This is a genomic window from Paenarthrobacter sp. GQ52 (assembly GCF_059759005.1).
In genome coordinates this window covers 30,472-48,083 of the sequence record NZ_JCAXEJ010000022.1, presented here as the reverse complement: position 1 = coordinate 48,083, position 17,612 = coordinate 30,472, and the positions used below count along the sequence as shown (strand labels likewise).

At 62.0% G+C, this 17,612-nt stretch carries 14 protein-coding genes; 10 read left to right on the top strand and 4 right to left on the bottom strand.

Annotation, left to right across the window (positions count from 1 at the left end; all coding sequences use genetic code 11):
* Positions 1–34: 34 nt before the first annotated feature.
* Together AC6CH8_RS20465 and AC6CH8_RS20460 are read left to right on the top strand one after the other, a co-directional pair.
* The gene (locus AC6CH8_RS20465; RefSeq protein ID WP_498192119.1) at positions 35–1,261 is read left to right on the top strand and encodes an MFS transporter; all 1,227 of its coding nucleotides are present in this window, start codon (positions 35–37) and stop codon (positions 1,259–1,261) included.
* 173 nt (positions 1,262–1,434) lie between these two features.
* Entirely contained in the window at positions 1,435–2,760 is a 1,326-nt protein-coding gene (locus AC6CH8_RS20460) for an ammonium transporter (protein WP_498192118.1), read from the top strand.
* 139 nt (positions 2,761–2,899) lie between these two features.
* Here the strand turns inward: AC6CH8_RS20460 and AC6CH8_RS20455 are convergent, their stop codons facing one another.
* Together AC6CH8_RS20455 and AC6CH8_RS20450 are read right to left on the bottom strand one after the other, a co-directional pair.
* On the bottom strand, positions 2,900–3,496 hold the full coding sequence (locus AC6CH8_RS20455) for a DnaJ family domain-containing protein (RefSeq protein WP_498192097.1): 597 nt from the start codon (positions 3,494–3,496) through the stop codon (positions 2,900–2,902).
* A gap of 265 nt (positions 3,497–3,761) precedes the next feature.
* Positions 3,762–6,041, bottom strand: a complete 2,280-nt coding sequence (locus AC6CH8_RS20450) for a SulP family inorganic anion transporter (protein ID WP_498192096.1) — start codon at positions 6,039–6,041, stop codon at positions 3,762–3,764.
* 293 nt (positions 6,042–6,334) lie between these two features.
* Between AC6CH8_RS20450 and AC6CH8_RS20445 the strand changes: the two genes are divergently transcribed.
* From AC6CH8_RS20445 to AC6CH8_RS20430, 4 genes are all read left to right on the top strand, one after another.
* Positions 6,335–8,440 (top strand): FG-GAP-like repeat-containing protein, encoded by a 2,106-nt coding sequence (locus AC6CH8_RS20445; RefSeq protein WP_498192095.1) that lies wholly within the window; start codon positions 6,335–6,337, stop codon positions 8,438–8,440.
* Positions 8,441–8,546: 106 nt separating this feature from the next.
* Positions 8,547–9,656 carry an acyl-CoA dehydrogenase family protein gene (locus tag AC6CH8_RS20440; protein ID WP_498192094.1) on the top strand — a complete coding sequence of 370 codons (1,110 nt, stop codon included), beginning with the start codon at positions 8,547–8,549 and terminating at the stop codon, positions 9,654–9,656.
* Positions 9,650–11,014 carry a PIG-L family deacetylase gene (locus tag AC6CH8_RS20435; protein ID WP_498192093.1) on the top strand — a complete coding sequence of 455 codons (1,365 nt, stop codon included), beginning with the start codon at positions 9,650–9,652 and terminating at the stop codon, positions 11,012–11,014. Before AC6CH8_RS20440 ends, AC6CH8_RS20435 begins: the two co-directional genes overlap by 7 nt.
* A 2-nt stretch (positions 11,015–11,016) precedes the next feature.
* A complete protein-coding gene (locus AC6CH8_RS20430; RefSeq protein WP_498192092.1) occupies positions 11,017–11,775 on the top strand; it encodes a glycosyltransferase family 2 protein in 759 nt (252 codons plus the stop codon).
* Between the two features lie 26 nt (positions 11,776–11,801).
* Here AC6CH8_RS20430 and AC6CH8_RS20425 read toward each other — a convergent pair whose 3' ends face one another.
* Together AC6CH8_RS20425 and AC6CH8_RS20420 are read right to left on the bottom strand one after the other, a co-directional pair.
* Positions 11,802–12,380 (bottom strand): adenylate kinase, encoded by a 579-nt coding sequence (locus AC6CH8_RS20425; protein ID WP_420179001.1) that lies wholly within the window; start codon positions 12,378–12,380, stop codon positions 11,802–11,804.
* A gap of 194 nt (positions 12,381–12,574) precedes the next feature.
* Positions 12,575–13,453 carry a MurR/RpiR family transcriptional regulator gene (locus AC6CH8_RS20420; protein ID WP_498192091.1) on the bottom strand — a complete coding sequence of 293 codons (879 nt, stop codon included), beginning with the start codon at positions 13,451–13,453 and terminating at the stop codon, positions 12,575–12,577.
* Positions 13,454–13,561: 108 nt separating this feature from the next.
* Here AC6CH8_RS20420 and AC6CH8_RS20415 point away from each other — a divergent pair, with 108 nt between their 5' ends.
* The 4 genes from AC6CH8_RS20415 to AC6CH8_RS20400 all read left to right on the top strand — a co-directional run bounded on the left by AC6CH8_RS20415 (position 13,562) and on the right by AC6CH8_RS20400 (position 17,567).
* Positions 13,562–14,950: an MFS transporter gene (locus AC6CH8_RS20415; protein ID WP_178994163.1), complete on the top strand. Its 1,389-nt coding sequence runs from the start codon at positions 13,562–13,564 to the stop codon at positions 14,948–14,950.
* A gap of 5 nt (positions 14,951–14,955) precedes the next feature.
* Positions 14,956–15,441, top strand: coding sequence for a GAF domain-containing protein (locus tag AC6CH8_RS20410; RefSeq protein ID WP_498192117.1), 486 nt, complete (start codon positions 14,956–14,958; stop codon positions 15,439–15,441).
* A gap of 1 nt (position 15,442) precedes the next feature.
* Positions 15,443–16,675: a metal-dependent hydrolase family protein gene (locus AC6CH8_RS20405; protein WP_498192090.1), complete on the top strand. Its 1,233-nt coding sequence runs from the start codon at positions 15,443–15,445 to the stop codon at positions 16,673–16,675.
* A gap of 205 nt (positions 16,676–16,880) precedes the next feature.
* Complete coding sequence (locus AC6CH8_RS20400; protein ID WP_498192089.1) at positions 16,881–17,567, top strand: SRPBCC family protein; 687 nt, start codon at positions 16,881–16,883, stop codon at positions 17,565–17,567.
* Positions 17,568–17,612 lie beyond the last annotated feature (45 nt).

Genomic DNA, 17,612 nt, shown 5'->3' with positions numbered 1-17,612 from the left:
CATTCCAGAGGAGCAATCTTTGAAGCAGCACCCCGTGGTCGTCGGAACGCCATCATCCAAGGCGTCGCGTGCTGAAACGCAGCAACCGAAGAAGATCCCGTGGGGCGGCCTCTTGGTACTGGCGGCTGCCGGTTTCACCGCAGTGACCACCGAGCTCCTGCCCTCGGGTCTGCTCCCCCAGATCAGCCGTGATCTCGACGTGGACGAATCGGCCGTAGGTTATCTCACTGCGGTCTACGCTGCGATCATTGTCTTTACCGCCCTTCCGCTCTCCCGGTTCCTGGCTGGACGGGTTCCCCGCAAGACGTTGTTGATCGGCACTGTTCTGGCGTTTGCCCTCAGCAACGTACTCCTCGCACTCAGCCCCACGTTGGGTTGGGCGATCGGGGCGCGGCTCCTTGGCGGCATCGCGCACGGAATGTTGTGGTCCAGTATGGCGCCGTATGTGGCGCGCATCGTTCCAGCACATTCCGTGGGCAAGGCCATGGCTGTTGTGTTCAGCGGCAACAGCATTGCGCTGGCCGTCGGCGCTCCCATTGGGACGCTGATGGGTTCACTCATGACGTGGCGGGCCTCGTTCTTGGTCCTTGCCGGAGTGGGCGCGCTCCTGGCAGTTCTGGCGTTCTGGCTTCTCCCGGGCGCGCATGACCAAGCCAGCCAGAAGATTCCGTCCCTCCGTGCGGCAATGAAACTGCCCGGCGTGATCGCTGTGGCCATCGCGTGGCCACTTTTGTTGCTTGCCCACTTCACGCTGTTCACCTACGTGGCTCCGTTCTTGCTCGCCTCGGGTCTGCCGGAATCTGCAACCAGCATCTCCCTGTCCGTGGTGGGAATCGCCAGCCTTGTAGGTATTTGGATTGCCGGCATGACGGCTGACTCCCGCCCACGCACCTCGGTGATTGCCGCCGTCGGACTTTTGACCCTTGCGTTCGCCCTGCTGCCTGCGCTGGGCGGCACCTGGGTGGGGGCGTTCGGGCTGATGACGCTGTGGGGCATCGCGTTCGGTGCGGTGGGCATCTACAACCAGGCCGCGATTCTCCGTGCAGGTGGCGAGCACAAGGATGCTGCCAACGGGCTCACCGTGGTGACCATCCAGCTGGGTATCGCCGTCGGCGCCGTGTACGGAGCTTTCGCCCTCACCACAGTAGGTGCCCAACTTGTGCCTCTGGCCGCGGCCCTGCCCACAGCGATCGCCTTGGTGATCATCATCGCCAGCCGACGCGGAGGCTATCCAGCCGGGCCGCAAGAGAAGCGCCGTTAACATCCCCGAAACATGGCAGTGACGTGATCTTCACGAACGGGAGATTTCTGTAACTTACCTGCAACTTAGCTCTTCTGAGTCGGAAACATAGCTCACCGAATATTGATCGGGGGGTTGGCGTGGGCCGGAACAACGGCCCCGTTTCGGACAGGCTCAATGAGAAGGGAACGCAGGTGGAGATCTCTGCGCAACACGTCTGGATGATGTTGTCGGCGGCAATGGTGCTGTTCATGACCCCCGGCCTCGGCCTTTTTTACGGTGGCATGACCCGAGCCAAGGCTGCACTCAACATGATCATGATGAGCTTCATCTCGGCGGGCATCGTTGGCGTGGTGTGGGTCCTCTGGGGCTACTCGATGACCACCGGCGACGGCTTCCTCGGCCTGTTCGGCAACCCCTTCGCGCACTTCGGCCTCCAGGACCTGATCGGCTCGCCCGATCTCATCAAGGCCGGCTTCGCCGCTACTTTCGCCATCATCACCGTGGCCCTCATCAGCGGTGCGATCGCCGACCGCGCCAAGTTCGGCGCCTGGGCACTGTTCGTGCCGATCTGGATCACCGTAGTTTACTGCCCGCTGGCCTACATGATCTGGGGCGGTGGCCTCATGAGCGCCGGGGGTGCCGTGACCCAAATCTTCGGCCAGGTCATCGACTTCGCCGGCGGCGCAGTGGTTGAGGTCAGTTCCGGAACCGCCGCTTTCGTCCTCGCATTGATCGTGGGAAAGCGTCATGGATTCGCCAAGGACCCCAACCACCGCCCGCACAACGTGCCTTTCATCATGATTGGCGCGGCCATCCTCTGGTTCGGCTGGTTCGGCTTCAACGGCGGCGCAGCAACCACGGCCGAGCAGGCCGGCCTCATCTGGATCAACACCTTGGTCACACCGGCAGCGGCAATGCTCAGCTGGCTCGTTGTCGAGAAGATCCGTCACGGACACCCGACGTCGCTGGGTGCGGCGTCCGGCGTCGTGGCTGGCTTGGTGGCCATCACGCCTTCCTGCGCCAACATCAGCCCTCTTGCCGCCCTCGGGCTGGGCCTTGTTGCCGGCGCCGCCTGCGCATGGTTCGTTGACCTGAAGTACAGGTTCGGTTTCGACGACTCCCTGGACGTGGTGGGCGTGCACTTCGGCGCCGGCGTCATCGGCACACTGTCCTTGGGTTTCATCGCCTTCCCCACCGAGGGCATGGCCGGCGGCCTCCTTTACGGTGGCGGCCCGCAGCAGCTTATTGCCCAGACAGTCGCCGTGCTGATCACCATCGCCCTGTCCGGTCTGGGAACGCTGGTGATCGGCCGGGCTATCCACAAGACCATCGGATTCCGGGTTCCCCTGGAGCACGAAGTCACCGGTGTCGACCTCACCCAGCACGCCGAGTCCGCCTACGAGTTCGGCCTCACCGCCCACGGCCATTTCCGCCAACACCAGGCGCACCTCTCGGCCTTGGTTGCGCGGAAGCCGGCTGCGGCCGTTCCGGAGGCCAAGGAGGACAGCTTCGCCTAAGGGACCCTTCGCAGAACAGCAGCCGACGGCGGAAGTTCAGTCCCGCCGTCGGCTGCTGTTTGTGCCGTCCCCGCCCAAGTAAGTCGCATTTGTGCGCGTTTTGGGCGCTCAAAACGCGCACAAATGCGACTCAGTTGGGTTAGCCGGAGCCGTTCCACAGGCGCTGCCACCACGTCCGCTTGCCCGGCGGTTCGGTTTCCGGCTCGGGAGATGCTGCGGCCGCCCTGCGCTGCCGCCACTTTTCCACCTCGGCCTCCACATCACGGAGCCTAGTGATCACGGGAGGCCCGCCTTGTAGTTGCCTGCGCGCCTCGATCACGCGTTTGTTGAAGTCCTCGAGGATGTCCCGGACCTGCTTGTCCGTGTATTGGTGGTCCAGCTTGGCGTCGAGCTCCGAGTCCTCGATCCGCAGCAAAATGGCGGGCGGGCCGATCCCGCTCAGCCGTTCCCGCTGGATGAGTCCCTTGACCCACCAGTCGGGGTCGTAGTGCTCCCCCAAGCCGGGGATTGGCTTGCCGGCATACTTCAGGTTGTCGAACTTGCCTTGGTTCATGGCGTCCCGGATGAGGTACTCAACCCGGGCAGCGTCGTCTACCTTGCGGCGCTTCTCGCGTTCTTGGGCATCCGCGGCCTCAAGCTCTGCATCTTCCTCGGCATTTCCGCCCCAGGAGCGCACCGCCCGCAGTTCCGCGCCCCTCTCGAGCTTGCGCCTGAAGGCGTTGTTCTCGGCGTTCACGTTCCCGCCACCTCCTCACACGGCAGCCCTCGCCTGCCGGAAATCGTGGTTCTGAATCCAGTATTCCGCACGTTGCTGTGGTTAATTCCCGTACCCCGGGGCTCGTTATTTGAAACCGGAGGGACCCCTGTGGAGTGGGTGCGGACCGCTGCCACCCACTTTGAAATTGCAGCAGCCCCGACACGCCGCCCCAGGGGGCGTGTCGGGGCTGATCGCAGCTCAAAGTGGGTGGTGGCGGCCCGGGTCCGGCGGCCCGAATGAGGAGCTACGCGCGGACAGCCATGCTCGGATCCAGCTGCTTGATGCCCTCCGGCGTCACCAGGACAACCCGGGCAGTGCAGATGTCGTAGAACAATCCGGTGGCCTGCATTTGACCGGATGCCAGGGCGGGGCCTGTGACAGGGTGTTCTTCCAATTTCCGGAGTTGAAGGGCCACATTCACCATGCTCAATTGGTCGAGTCGGCTATACCCCTCAGCCGAAGCGGCAACCGCTACAGGGTGCCCGGCAAGCAACGCGGAGTAGCTCGGCCGCGCATGCTCCAGCCACGCGTCGAAGCCATCGCCTATGTCAGGCGAAGCACCCTCAGCATCTGCAATGACGGCCTTCATGGCACCGCAATTGGAGTGGCCACAGACCACTATCGAGTCCACGGCCAAGCCCTTCACGGCGAAGGACAGTGCCGAGTCGATCGAAGCATCGCTGCCGTCGTTGCACACCACGTTGCCGATGTTCCGGAGCGTGAGGAGGTCGCCCGGTCCACTACTGGTGATCAGGTTGGGGTTCACCCGGGAGTCCACGCAGGCAACAAAGAGCGTGTCCGGATTCTGCCCTTCCGTGAGGTCCTGCACCAGCGGACGGACCTTGTCCGCGTGGCGCCGGTGATACTTGTCGATGCCCAGGAGGATTGAGCGCAGCGGCAGCCTCCCGCCGTCGTCGTCTTCCGAGGTTGAACCGTCACCAGAGGGCAGCCAGGACGTGCGGGGCGGCAGCGGGAATTCGCGCGGGTCCTGGCGCTGCGGGGTGTTGTCCTCGGCGTCGCTGAAAGCAGTGGTGCCGTGTTCTTCGAGGATCACCGACGCGCCGGTGTTGCGCTGCTGCTTTTGCCAGGCGACCAGGGCTTCGCGGAAGGCGTGGTCGAGGTAGTCGGCGTTGAGTTCCACCACCACGTCCTGGCCTTCGGGCACGGAATGGAGGACGCGGTTGAGCCGGGGCAGCGCGAAGAAGCTGCATGAGCCGGCGATGGTGACACGCCACGGCAGCGCCTCAGCTGAGGGAGCATGGGCCTGGATCTGCGCGCGGAGAACACGCCAGAGCACGCACAGGGCAGCCAGCGCGAGGCCAATGATGACGCCCTCGAGGAGGTTGAGGGCCACGACGCAGACCAAGGTGACGCTGTAGACGAGGAGGTCGCCGGTGCGGAGGCTGGTGCGGATGTCGGCAATTTTGATGAGCTTTGCGCCGATCACCAGCAGCAGACCCGCGAGTACGGACAACGGAATCAACTGGATGAGGCCGGCGAAAAGCGCGGAAAACACCAGGACCCACACCCCGTGCAGGATGGCCGAGGTGCGGTTCTTGGCGCCTGCTTCAACGTTGGTTGCGCTGCGGACGATCACTCCGGTCACGGGGAGTCCGCCCAGCATGCCGGAAACGACGTTCGCTGAGCCCTGACCGACGAGTTCGCGGTTCAGGTTGGTGCGCGAGCCGCCGTGCATCTTATCCACGGCGACGGCTGACAAAAGCGACTCGATGCTCGCGATCAGCGCCACGGTGATGACGGCCATGGCCGCGGCGCGCCAGTTTCCGTCGGGCAAGCTGGGAAGTGCGATTGCGTCGAAAATGGACCCGCTGAAGCTGATGCGCTCGACGCTTGGTGCAACCGCAACGGAAACGGCTGTCACGGCGACGACGGCGGCAAGCGGTCCGGGGACTTTCCGCACCGCTGCGGGGAGGAACTTCCACGTCAGCAGGATTGCGACGACGGCCAGACCCAGCAGCGCAGAGTGGAGCTCAACATTGGTGATGGCCGCTGGAAGCCCGGTGAGGTTTTCGATGGCTGAGCCCGCGGCCTGACCGCCGAGAAGCACATGAAGTTGCTGGAGGATGATGGTAATCCCAATGCCTGCGAGCATCGCCTTGACCACCACCGGCGACACCGCCAGCGCCGCCCGGCCAATGCGGCTGACACCCATGAGCAGCTGCACGACGCCGGCAGCAGCGGTGATTGCGCACGTCACCTGCCAGCCGAACTCATCAACCAGACCGGCAACGACGACGGTCAGGCCGGCGGCAGGGCCGCTCACCTGTAGTGGGGAGCCCCCGAGGCTGCCCGCGACGATGCCGCCGACTGCTGCGGCGATGAGGCCTGCCATGACGGGAGCACCGGAGGCGGCGGCGATGCCCAGGGAAAGAGGAAGGGCGACCAGGAAGACGACGAGGGACGCTGGGAGGTCCGCGCCGAGGTTATTCAGGAAGGTGGGCTTGGTTCTCGGCGGGCTGTGTGAGTCGGCGGGAACGGTGGCGGATTCGTTGGATTGCGGCATGGTTACTCCTGGCTCGGAACTGCTGACCTCTCCAAGCTACGGAACCTGTCACTGTTAATGACAAACAGATGTGACAAGCATGACAAAAGCTGTGAAGATCCGGCTTCATGTTGGGACCAATAGGAACTTTCGTGGGGGGTGCGCGCGTTGGGGGTCCGAAGCTTTGACCGCTTGGATGAAACATTGGGACCCGGATCACATTCGGCGCGCTGCGGGCTGTAAGCTTCGCTGGTTGAAGCGATAGTCGCGAATCGAATTATGGGGGTTGAGCCTTGGCCGCTCGGGGTATATCCATGTCTTTTGTCAGTGGCACGGGGAGGCGTCTTGCTGCCGGGCTTCTCGTCTTGCTGACGACGGCGACGATCCTCGTCGGAGTGGGAGTGGGGCCGGCGCAGGCTGACATTCTCACGGACCGGATCCCGGCCCCCAACAGTGGTGAGATGGTTTTCAACAGTGCTACAGAGAGTGTCTACGTCCTTCATTGGATGGACACGTCAGTAACTAAAGTGAATGTCCGGACCAGGGCCATTAAAGATATTCCAGTCGCCGAACACCCGCAACACATGGCGGTAAACAAAAAGACCAACAAGGTTTACGTGGCCCATGCAGCGCTGGGCGGGATTACTGTCATTGACGGCGCGACCAACCAGACAACGCGAATTTCGACTACCCGATCACCCAGGGCCTTGGTCGTCAACGAGACAACAAATAAAGTCTACGCATTGCACGATAACAGTGTGTCCATCATTGATGCTGCTACAAACGCCGTCACCTCAGTAGGAACACCAGAGATGGTATCAGTATTTGGCTTGAACGTAGTCACAAATAAGTTGTACATGACCGGCGGACCAGGAATGGAGATTGTGGTCCTCGATGGCGCAACTAATGCGCTTAGCACTATCAGCATGGCAAGCACCGGACAGTCACTGGTGGTCAATGAGGCAACGAATACGGTTTACATAGGCCAACCCCATTCAATTGCAATCCTGAATGCGAAGGACAACACCGTCGAGTACTTGCCGATTGCAGCGGGGGTCAACCCTGGACGCATGGTAGCGAACCATAAGACGAACCGCATATATGCCATCAACCGGTCCGGTTACAGCCTAATAATGGTAGACGGCACCACCAAGACCATCGACTATATTCCGACGAGTGAAACGTATTTTTTTGCTGACATCGCGGTCAATGAATCCACAAATAAAATTTACGCTTCAAGTGGAACGCAAAAGAATCTACTTGTTTTTGACGGAATCACAGGTGCTGAAGGCAAAGTACCGAAAGTATTCTCCGGCAGGGATATAGCGGTTGATGAACCCAACAACAGGATCTATGTTGCCGACGTAGCGCCGGGCGATGTTGCAATAATTGATGGCACGAATGTTCCTCCTGCCATCACCTCCACCTCACCGCCCGCCAGCAGAGTTGGCGACCGCTACTTGCACAAATTTACTGCGACCGGCTCCCTGACTCCCCATTTCAAAGTAGCCACCGGAGCGCTGCCGCCCGGTATTTCCCTCAGTGAGAACGGAGATCTCCAAGGCATTCCCAAAGTTGCCGGGACGTTCACTTTCAGCGTATCTGCGATAAATGGCTATGAACCTGATGCAACAGGTCCAACGCATTCGGTAACAATCAGGCCAGCCCAACTCATCCGTGACTTCAATGGCGATAAGAGGCCAGACGTCATTTCACGTGACGGGCATGGGAACCTGTGGTTATATCCCGGCAATGGCTCAGGAGGCTGGTACGCGAGGGAGCATGTTGGCCAAGGCTGGAACGTGATGTCATCGATTGTTGCCCCGGGAGACTTCAACGGCGACGGAAAGCCCGATCTGTTGTCAAGAGACTTCAGTGGCGCCCTGTGGCTTTATCCGGGGAACGGCTCCGGCGGCTGGCTTCAAAGGGTCCAAGCCGGGCAAGGCTGGAACGTCATGAAGGAGATCACAGCTGCAGGGGACCTCGACCACGACGGAAATGCAGACCTCGTAGCCCGGGACTTCAGCGGCTACTTCTCCTTCTACAGAGGCAACGGGCGTGGCGGCTGGCTGAGCCAGAGCGTGATTGGTGGAGGCTGGAACATCATGACAACCACGATAAGTCCAGGCGACCTCAACGGAGACAATCACGAGGATCTTCTAGCAGTAGACACAATCGGCACGCTTTATGGCTACGACGGAAGCTCAAGGGGATATGCCGGTCCCCATCTAGCGGGTAATGGCTGGAACGCCATGACCGCAATCGTCGGCCCCGGCGACTTCAACGGCGACGGCAGGGTTGACCTCCTCGCACGTGACGTCGGCGGAGCTCTCTGGCTCTATCCAAGCAACGGCTGGGGAGGATGGCACCCCCGTGGCCTGGTCGGCTCCGGCTGGAACGCCATGAACCTGATCATCTAGCACCAAGAAACAAAGCAAAGCGAACGACGGCGGGAACCTCCCGCCGTCGTTCGCTGTACGCCCAACATGGCAAGACCCTAAGGCGCCTTAGAATAGGCTGGGTCTCATGACCGACCCCCACCCACAGCCCGTCCGCATTAGTTCTGAGCCCGCGCAGCTGCAAGCACTGGAACCCGTGCTTGAAAAAGTGCGGGCAGCAGTGGGCAACGTGCCCACACTGCTGGCCATCGCGGAGGATATTGGACGGACAGCGCCAAAGCCAGGCGAGGGAAGCACCGTCAAGCTCTGGGAGCTCCTTGCCTCCGTGACTGCCGTGGATGTCGCGGCCGGGCGAGTGCTCGAACCGCACCTCGATGCGCTGGCAATCCTCGCCCAAGCTGGAGACGAAGCCCAAGCTGGAGACGAAGCCCAAGCCGGAGCCGGAGCCGAACAACAAGGAGCATGGGGAGTCTTCGCAGCGGAAGGCGCTGGGATGAAGCTCGAAGCCAAGCGAGATGCTGACGGCAACTACGCCCTGAACGGATCAAAGCCGTGGTGCTCATTGGCCGCTCAACTGGGTGGCGCAGTTATTACCGCCCACACTGAGGAAAACACCAGAGCCGCCTTTGCCGTTGACCTAAAGCATCAGGGAGTTACCTGCGAAACGCCTCAGTGGACCAGCCGCGGCCTGCAGGAAATCCCCAGCGGGACAGTCCATTTTGACCAGGTCGCAGCCCAGCCCTTGGGCCAAGAGGACTGGTATTTCAAGCGTCCTGGCTTTGCATGGGGTGGCATGGGCGTTGCTGCATGCTGGCTGGGTGGCGCCGTCGCGGTGGCTCGCGATTTCGCGGCTGCCCTGGCCAAAGCCGCAGACAACGGGCGCGAACCCGATCAGATTGCACTGGCTTCCCTAGGCGAAATCGATCGGATCATCACGTCCGCTACCGGATACCTTGCCGTCGCGGCAGAACGCATAGACTCCGGCGAGTTGGAGGGCTCAGATCCTGACGGCCCGAGCGCCTGGAGCGAAGCCCTTCGTGTGCGCGGGACTGTTGCCGCCGCCGTCGAGCGTGTTCAAATGCTGGTGTCGCAAAACCTCGGTCCCGGGCCGCTGGCTTTCAACGAGACGTATGGAAAGCGCATGGCGGACCTGTCGCTGTACATCCGGCAGCATCACGCCATGAGGGACGATGCCCAACTGGGCGCACTGGCTCTGAAAGGGGACCGCTGGTGGTAGCTTTCTCGCACACGGACACCGGGACAGTCGAGTCGGAATGGGCAGTCAGCGGAGTTGCAGCCCTGCCGGAATTGCCCTTGGATCCGTCCGAATTTGCGGCCACAGCCTTCGTGGTGCTGGCCGCGCACCCGGACGACGAATCTCTTGGCGCCGGTGGCTTCCTGGCCAAACTTCATGCGGCCGGGGCTGCAGTGCAGTTCTTGCTGTGCTCGGCAGGCGAGGCGTCGCACCCGGACTCACAAACCACGACGCCGGAACAGCTTGCCGCTGTCAGGCTCACGGAGTTCGACACGGGAGTGTCCGGGCTGGCTCCCAGCGCCACATGGCGGTTTCTGGAACTTCCCGATGGGCAACTTGCGGCCCACACCGAGGTCATCGCCAAAGCCATCAGGGAAGCCGTCGCGTCCTTCGGCCACGCCGCGGAGAACGTTGTGCTTGTGACCCCGTACCGTGCTGATGGGCACACGGACCATGACGCTTTGGGCACTGTCGCCGCGGAAGTCGCAACTAAGGACGGCCACGGGCTCCTGGAATATCCCATCTGGTACTGGCTATGGTCAGGACCGGATGACGCAACGTGGGAGTCGTGGGTTCGGGTCCCATTGAACAACCACGAACAGCAAGCCAAGGCCAACGCCATGAGCGCCCACGCCTCGCAAACGCAGCCGCTGTCCAGTAAGCCGGGCGATGAGACGCTACTGTCGGACGGCTTCCTTGAGCATTTCAAGAGGCCGTGGGAAACCTTCGCCTGGCATCCTTCCAAGGCGGGCAGCAACAGTGCCGCAGACGCTGAGCGGATCTTTGACGAGGTCCATGCCAAGGAAGACGATCCGTGGAGTTACACCACCAGCTGGTATGAACGGCGCAAAAGGGCACTGACCTTGGCTGCTCTGCCGGAGGAATCCTATGAATCCGGCTTGGAAATAGGTTGTTCCATTGGCACCCTCAGCGAGGAGCTCGCAAAACGTTGCGGTCAGTTCCTGGCTGTGGACGCCAGCAGTGCTGCACTTGCCCAGGCAACTGAGCGGCTTTCCCAGTTCCCATCCGCGGAGGCAAGACACCTCACAATGCCCGGCGAGTGGCCCGAGGGTACCTTCGATTTGGTGGTGTTGTCCGAGACGGGCTATTACCTTTCGCCGGATGAGCTCACCGAACTACTGGCAAATATCGAAGCATCCACCCGTCCCGGCGGCACACTGCTCCTGTGCCATTGGCGGCACCCCATCTCCGGATGGGAATTGGATGCGGAGGCGGTCCATGCGATGGCCCGCAACCAACCCGGCTGGTCAACGCACGGACTCTACCGCGAGAAAGATTTCATGCTGGAGGTCCTTCTCGCTCCGGGCGGGACAGGATAACCGTGCCCGGCGGACGCGATATCAAGAGCGTGGGAGTCGTGATGCCTGCGCACAACGAGGAGCAACACATCGGTAAGGCCCTGCTCGCGCTGAAGACGGCCGCTGATGCGCTGGAACGGCGGCACCGCGCCATGGAAGCCAAGATCGTTGTGGTGTTGGATAACTGCAGTGACCGTTCGGCTGAGATCACCGCCGCGCGTGTCTCCAACGATCCTCGCTTCCGCGTGGTCAACGTCAAGCTGCGGAGCACGGGGGCGAGCCGGGATTTCGGTTTCCGCACGGCATTGGAATGCCTGCCAGCGAACGGGCCGGAGGGTATCTGGCTGGCCACCACAGACGCCGATTCCACCGTTCCGCAGCATTGGTTGACACGGCAGGTGGAACTGGCCAACGCGGGAGCGGACGCCATACTTGGATCGGTGGAACCCGACCCGGCAGACATGGATCCCGTTATCCATCGCCGTTGGCTGGAACTCCATCCGTTTCGTGAGGATCACCAGCACATTTATGGCGCCAATCTGGGCATCCGTGCCTCGGCCTATCTCACTGCAGGCGGCTTCCCGGCGCTGCGCGCCCACGAGGACCGCGTCCTGGTTGAGCGGCTCCGCCGGCATGGTTTTGCGGTCACCGCCACGGACACCATCCGCGTTTTGACCTCGGGGCGGACGCACGCCCGTGCTCCGGAAGGATTCGCCGCGTATCTGCGCTCCCTTGCAGCTGAGCTGCCCCCTGCCGGGCTTCCGACTGCCGCCAGCGGCTAACCCGCCAGCAGCTAGCCCGCCAGCGCTTATCCCCTCAGCGCCCCCTCCAACGCGGCAATCGCTGCCTTCGTGATCGTTTCCCGTTGCCCGGATCCATCAATACGAAGCAGAATCCCGCGGTGCGCGTAAGCCGTCAGCACCGGTTGCGTCTCGTCCCGGTACAGTTCCAGACGGCGTTGGATCACGGGTTCCGTGTCATCGGCACGCCCCTCTTCCTGCGCTCGGAGCAGCATCCGGGCAATGAGTTCATCATCGGAACCCGTTAGTTCGAGGACCGCTTCAAGGGCTTGCTGCCGATCAGCGAGGATCTCGTCCAGCGCACCAATCTGGATGACGGTCCTGGGGTAGCCGTCCAGGAGGAAACCGGCCGCGGCATCGGCTTCTTCAAGCCGCACCCTCAGCATGGCCGTGGTGACGTGGTCCGGCACAAATTCGCCGCGATCCATATATCCGCTGGCTTCAGCACCCAACTCCGTCTTGTCGAGGACGTGGGCGCGGAACAGCTCACCAGTAGAAATGGCAGGGATCCCAAAATGCCGCGCGATATGCTCCGCCTGCGTGCCTTTGCCGGAACCCGGAGGGCCCATGATGATCAATCGCGCCATGACACTGGTCCGTTTCGAGAGGCAGCCGGGACTTAACCATACGCCGACGACGACGGGAGGCACCCGCCGTCGTCGGCATCAATTCGCTGGCGACACGCAAATTCACCGGGGACGCCCGGATGTGGGTGTCGAGGATGAATTATCGCGGCGCGAGAGTACTTGCGCGGCCCACCGCCCCCGCTGAGGAGGCGGACCTATGAACTTGAGCGGGGATGCATGATACGCATCTGATCCCAGGTCCGCTCCGAGGCGGCGATGTTCTGGTTGGAGCGTTCGCGGTCCAAGGAGGCAAGCTCGACGGCGATCGCCTGGACCGCGGCCACCGCACCTGTCAGGGAAGGGAAGAAGCCTGCGCCCTCCGTGGGCACCACAATCCGATGGTCAGCGTGCACCGCCACGGGCGATCCCGCACTGTCGGTGATGGAAACGATGGGCGTGCCCAGATTGTGGGCGATGTCCACAGCCCGCATGGTGCTGTCGTAAACCCGCCAGAGACTGATGGCGATCACCAGGTCCTCTGCACCGAGCCGTGCAATGGCATTGGTGAGAGCAGCGACATCTGCATCGAGGAGCCGGACGTTGTAGCCGGCAATGATCGCGTTGTGCTCCAGCGCCTTGCCGGGGATGGCATAGCTTCCTGCAGCGATGATGAAAGTTTGCCGTGCACCAGCGATTGCCTTCGCAATATTGTGAAGCGTGTCCGCATCCAAGGTGCGCTCAAAATGGGCCAGGTTCGCGCGGTCTGTGGACACTGCAGCCTGAGCAGGACTGCTGATGTGGCCGTTGTGTTCGGCCGCAACCTCCACTGCGCTCAGCGACGCCAGGAACCGCGAGCGCAGCTCAAATTGAAAGTCCGCCCACCCTTTAAATCCCAGTGTTTGCGCGGTTCTGGTCACGGTTGAGGCGTTCGAGGCGGCCACTGCGGCAATGTCGCTGACGGAGCCGTAAGACGCAAGCCGGGGCTGGGATCGCAGAATGCCGATCACTTGCATTTGGCGCGCCGCGAGCTTCCGCCCTTGGACGCGACTATCCAGCCACTCGGTCAACGTTGACGAGTCGAAATCTTCTTCCACCTATTGACCTACCTCACACTTTGGCCGTAACTTCGATACATCGCTTCTGCACAGACCCGTGCATATTCCTCAAAATGTACAACTTGGCCCACTTTGGCAGGAATCACCATGTCTCTTACAGCACGCTTGGATCGTCTGGCTCTCAGTCGACCACACTACAAGCTTCTCCTCATTGGAGGCCTCGGCTACTCGTTCGACGGTATGGACGGGGCAGTGGTCGCATTCCTGCTCCCGCGCATCCAGGAACTGTGGGGCCTCAACACCGCCAGCCTCGGCTTGGTGGGCTCGGCGGCCCCGTTCGGTTTCTTCTTCGGCGCAATCCTGGCCGGCTGGATGGGCGACCGCTTTGGCCGTAAGAAGGTCATGCTCTGGGCACTCGCCTTCTACTGCGTCATGTCAGTGGTGGCGGCCATGGCCCCGAACTTTGAAGTCTTCCTCATTGCACGGATCTTTGCAGGTTTGGGTGCAGGTGCTGAAAGTGTGATCATTGCACCGTTCCTCTCCGAGTTCATTCCTCCGAGGCGTCGCGGCTGGTTCATCGGAACCTTGGCCGGCTTCTTCTCCTTCGGCTTCGTGGGCGCTGCACTCATCGGCCGCTTCGTTGTCCCGCTGGGCGAGGACGGCTGGCGGTGGGCCCAGGTGATCACTGCAATTCCCATCCTGCTCCTTCTCTGGTGGCGCCGCAGCCTGCCGGAATCACCGCGATACCTCATCAGTCGTGGCCGCATAGCTGAGGCCACGGAAGTGGTGGATCGTTTTGAGCAGAGCGTAGTGAAGGCCACCGGCAAACCACTCGCGCCCCTGCCGCCCGCCGAGGAAGAGATCACTAAACACGAGCAGAAGATCAGCATCTGGAACGCCCTCAAGTTCATGTGGTCCAAGGCCATGCGTCGTCGGACCGCCGTGATCTGGTTGATCTGGTTCGTCATCACGTTCTCCTACTACGGCTTCTTCTCCTGGATTCCCACCCTCCTTGTAGGCCGCGGCATCACCATCACCAAGAGCTTCGAGTTCTCCATCCTCATTTATCTGGCGCAGATCCCGGGCTACTTCTCCGCCGCTTGGTTGTGTGACCGGATTGACCGTAAGAACACCATTGCCCTGTACTTGGCGGGATCGGCCATCAGCGCCTTCTGGTTGAGCCAATCCAACGACTCCGGCATGATCCTCGTAGCAGCCGCAACGTTGTCCTTCTTCCTTAACGGAACGTACGCCGGCGTCTACGCCTACACTCCGGAGCTCTTCCCCACCTGGATGCGTGCCACAGGTGTCGGCCTGGCCAGCGCGGTAGGCCGTATCGGCAGCATCCTGGCTCCGTCCATCATCGGTATCTTCGCCGCTTCCCTTGGCTTCGGTGGAGTGTTCACCATGACCACGGTGGTACTGACCATCGGCGTGTTGGGCGTCGTGATCTTCGGCGCCTCCACAGCGGGCAAGTCGTTGGAGGACATCAACGCCCGCGCCGAACATGATCCGGCCGCGGCAGGAAGCAAGTGAAAGCGATGAATGCAGACGCAGTTTTCCAGCAAACCTTCGAGGCAATCCAGCAGGGACCAGGAGTCATCCTGTTCACCGCCCTGCAGTGGATTCCGGAACGCTCCAGCCTGAAGCGACTTTTCACCAGCCACCCGGCCGAATACCCGGTAGGCGGCGAGAAGACCGTGGAGATCTCCCCCGGCTGGTTGGGAACGGTCATTGAGGACAAGAAGCCGTTCCTCGCCCCCGATCTGGAAGCGCTACGGGAAGTCTTTTCAGACTCCGGACTCATCCAGCAACTGGGCTGCGGCGCCGTCATCAACGTGCCCGTCCTTGACCAGCAGCACAATGTTGTGGGCGTCCTGGCCCTGTTGGACGCAGAAGGCAAGTACACGCAGGAAAGTGTGGAAACCGCCGTCGACGTCATCAACGCGAACCGGGCTGAACTGGTTCAGGCCTTTGAAGCGCATCCCACCAAAGCCCCCGAAACCCCTGCGAAGGACGCCGTTTAACGTGAGTACCACCCCAGAAACCACCCCGTTGGTCATCCGCAACGCGAGCGTCCTGGACGTTGAGGCCGGCACTTACTCCACTGCCGACGTCGTAAGCGTTGACGGAAAGATCAGCAGCGTCGGACCGAACGCCGAAATGCCCTCCGGCGCGCGGGTCATCGACGGCACCGGCAAATTTGTTATCCCCGGCCTGATCGATGCGCACGTCCACGTGGTGGCGTCCAGCGCCGACTTCCGTTCACTCACCTACACCCCGGCGTCCTACGTTTACGCGCAAACGGCTCGGATCATGGGACAGATGCTGCGTCGCGGCTTCACGACTGTCCGAGACCTGTCCGGCGCCGATTTTGGGCTGGCGATGGCTCAGGAGGAAGGTCTGCTCGAGGGTCCTAAGATCCACTTCTGCGGTCACGCGCTCAGCCAGACCGGCGGTCACGGAGATATGCGCCTGCCAGGCGAAGACCATGACCCCAACGGGCGCGGCTGTTGCGGCATCGGCCGCGTGGCCGACGGCGTGGATGCGGTCCGCGCCGCCGCTCGCGACGAGATCCGCAAAGGCGCCCACCACATCAAGATCATGGCATCCGGCGGCGTCTCTTCTCCCACGGACCGCATCGACTCCACCCAGTACTCCATGGAAGAGATGCGCGCCGCCGTGGAAGAGGCCCAAGCCGCCAACCGCTACGTCGCCGCCCACGCCTACACCGCCCGCGCTATCAACCGCGCCCTGGAAGCAGGTGTCCGCTCGATCGAACACGGCAACCTTTTGGACGACGAGAGCCTCAAGCTATTCCTGGAAAAGGACGCTTTCCTGGTCCCCACCCTTGTCACGTACTGGGCGCTGAAGGAAGAGGGCAAGGAATTCGGGCTCACGGAGGAAATGTGGGCCAAAGTGGATTCCGTCCTCACCAGCGGACTCGAAGCGATCGCCCGCGCCCACGAAGCGGGAGTCAAAATGGCCTTCGGTTCGGACCTTCTGGGCGGGATGCACCGACACCAGAACGAGCAGTTCAGGCTGCTCGGCAAGGTCCAGCCGGCAATTGACGCCATCCGCTCCGCAACCACGACGGCGGCGCTGCTGCTTGAGCGCGAAGGTGAACTTGGCGTGATCGCGCCGGGCGCGGATGCTGACCTGCTGGTCCTCGGGGCCGACCCTGTTGCGGATATTTCCGTGCTGGCCGACATCTCCGGGCATCTTGAGTACCTCATCCAGAATGGCCGGGTGATCTCCTAGCTTCTGTGCCTGCCGCATGTGCAGTCCTTCCCGACGCTCTCTCACCTAACGCGCCATTTCCGCCGACGCTCTATCACCCGGTGATAGAGCGTTGGGCGGAAGGGGCCGTTAGGTGAGAGAGCGTTTGGGCTGACCGGGCCTGTTATTACCCTCCCAAAAGCTCGATAATGTAAGTATGCTGATCAATATCGAGTAGGAGGACATGATGACCACGAAAGTGAACAAGACCATCATGGTCAACGTTCCGGTCAGTACGGCCTACAGGCAGTGGACCAAGTTCGAGGAGTTTCCGCACTTCATGGGCGGGGTCGAGCGCGTGACACGGCTCAGCGACGACCGACTGGAATGGGTGGCCGAAATAGCGGGCGTCCATCGCCGCTGGGAGGCCAAGATCGTTCAGCAGGACGTGGACCGCGCTGTGGCCTGGGCCGCCGTCGAGGGTGCCAAGAATGCCGGCTGGGTTGATTTCAAGGAGGCGGGCCCCAGCCAGACGTCCCTGCATCTGTCCCTGGAATACGAACCGCACGGCGTCCTCGAATTCCTGGGAGACAAGTTGCACATTGTTGAAAGGCAGGCTGAGTCAGACTTGAAGAAGTTCAAGGAGTACATCGAGAAGCAGGCACCGGAGACCAGCGTCGAGACCACGGGGTCAACCACCACGGCCAGCGCAACCGGCACGGGGACTTCCGGCACCCCCACCTCGGATTCGCCGCCGATCGTCGATCCCGTCACCCACGTCTTTGACCAAACCAACGGGTTGGTGGACCTTGAGGGCGACTCCGATGAAACCGCTGACAGCGACACCCGCAGTGCCGCCGAACGGCAGAATGATGAGGACCGCGGCCCAGGCTTCATCCCGCCTCAGAGCGGCTGGCTGCCGGGACAGCGGTGAGCCCCAAAGAGTGAATGCCGCCCGCTTCAACGCGACCCGGGCGGC

Coding starts and splice junctions, on each gene's coding strand:
- AC6CH8_RS20450 (WP_498192096.1), bottom strand. CDS start 6,041: ATGCCGCAATCCAACGAATCCGCCACCGTTCCCGCCGACTCACACAGC.
- AC6CH8_RS20445 (WP_498192095.1), top strand. CDS start 6,335: ATGTCTTTTGTCAGTGGCACGGGGAGGCGTCTTGCTGCCGGGCTTCTC.
- AC6CH8_RS20440 (WP_498192094.1), top strand. CDS start 8,547: ATGACCGACCCCCACCCACAGCCCGTCCGCATTAGTTCTGAGCCCGCG.
- AC6CH8_RS20425 (WP_420179001.1), bottom strand. CDS start 12,380: ATGGCGCGATTGATCATCATGGGCCCTCCGGGTTCCGGCAAAGGCACG.
- AC6CH8_RS20415 (WP_178994163.1), top strand. CDS start 13,562: ATGTCTCTTACAGCACGCTTGGATCGTCTGGCTCTCAGTCGACCACAC.
- AC6CH8_RS20410 (WP_498192117.1), top strand. CDS start 14,956: ATGAATGCAGACGCAGTTTTCCAGCAAACCTTCGAGGCAATCCAGCAG.
- AC6CH8_RS20400 (WP_498192089.1), top strand. CDS start 16,881: ATGACCACGAAAGTGAACAAGACCATCATGGTCAACGTTCCGGTCAGT.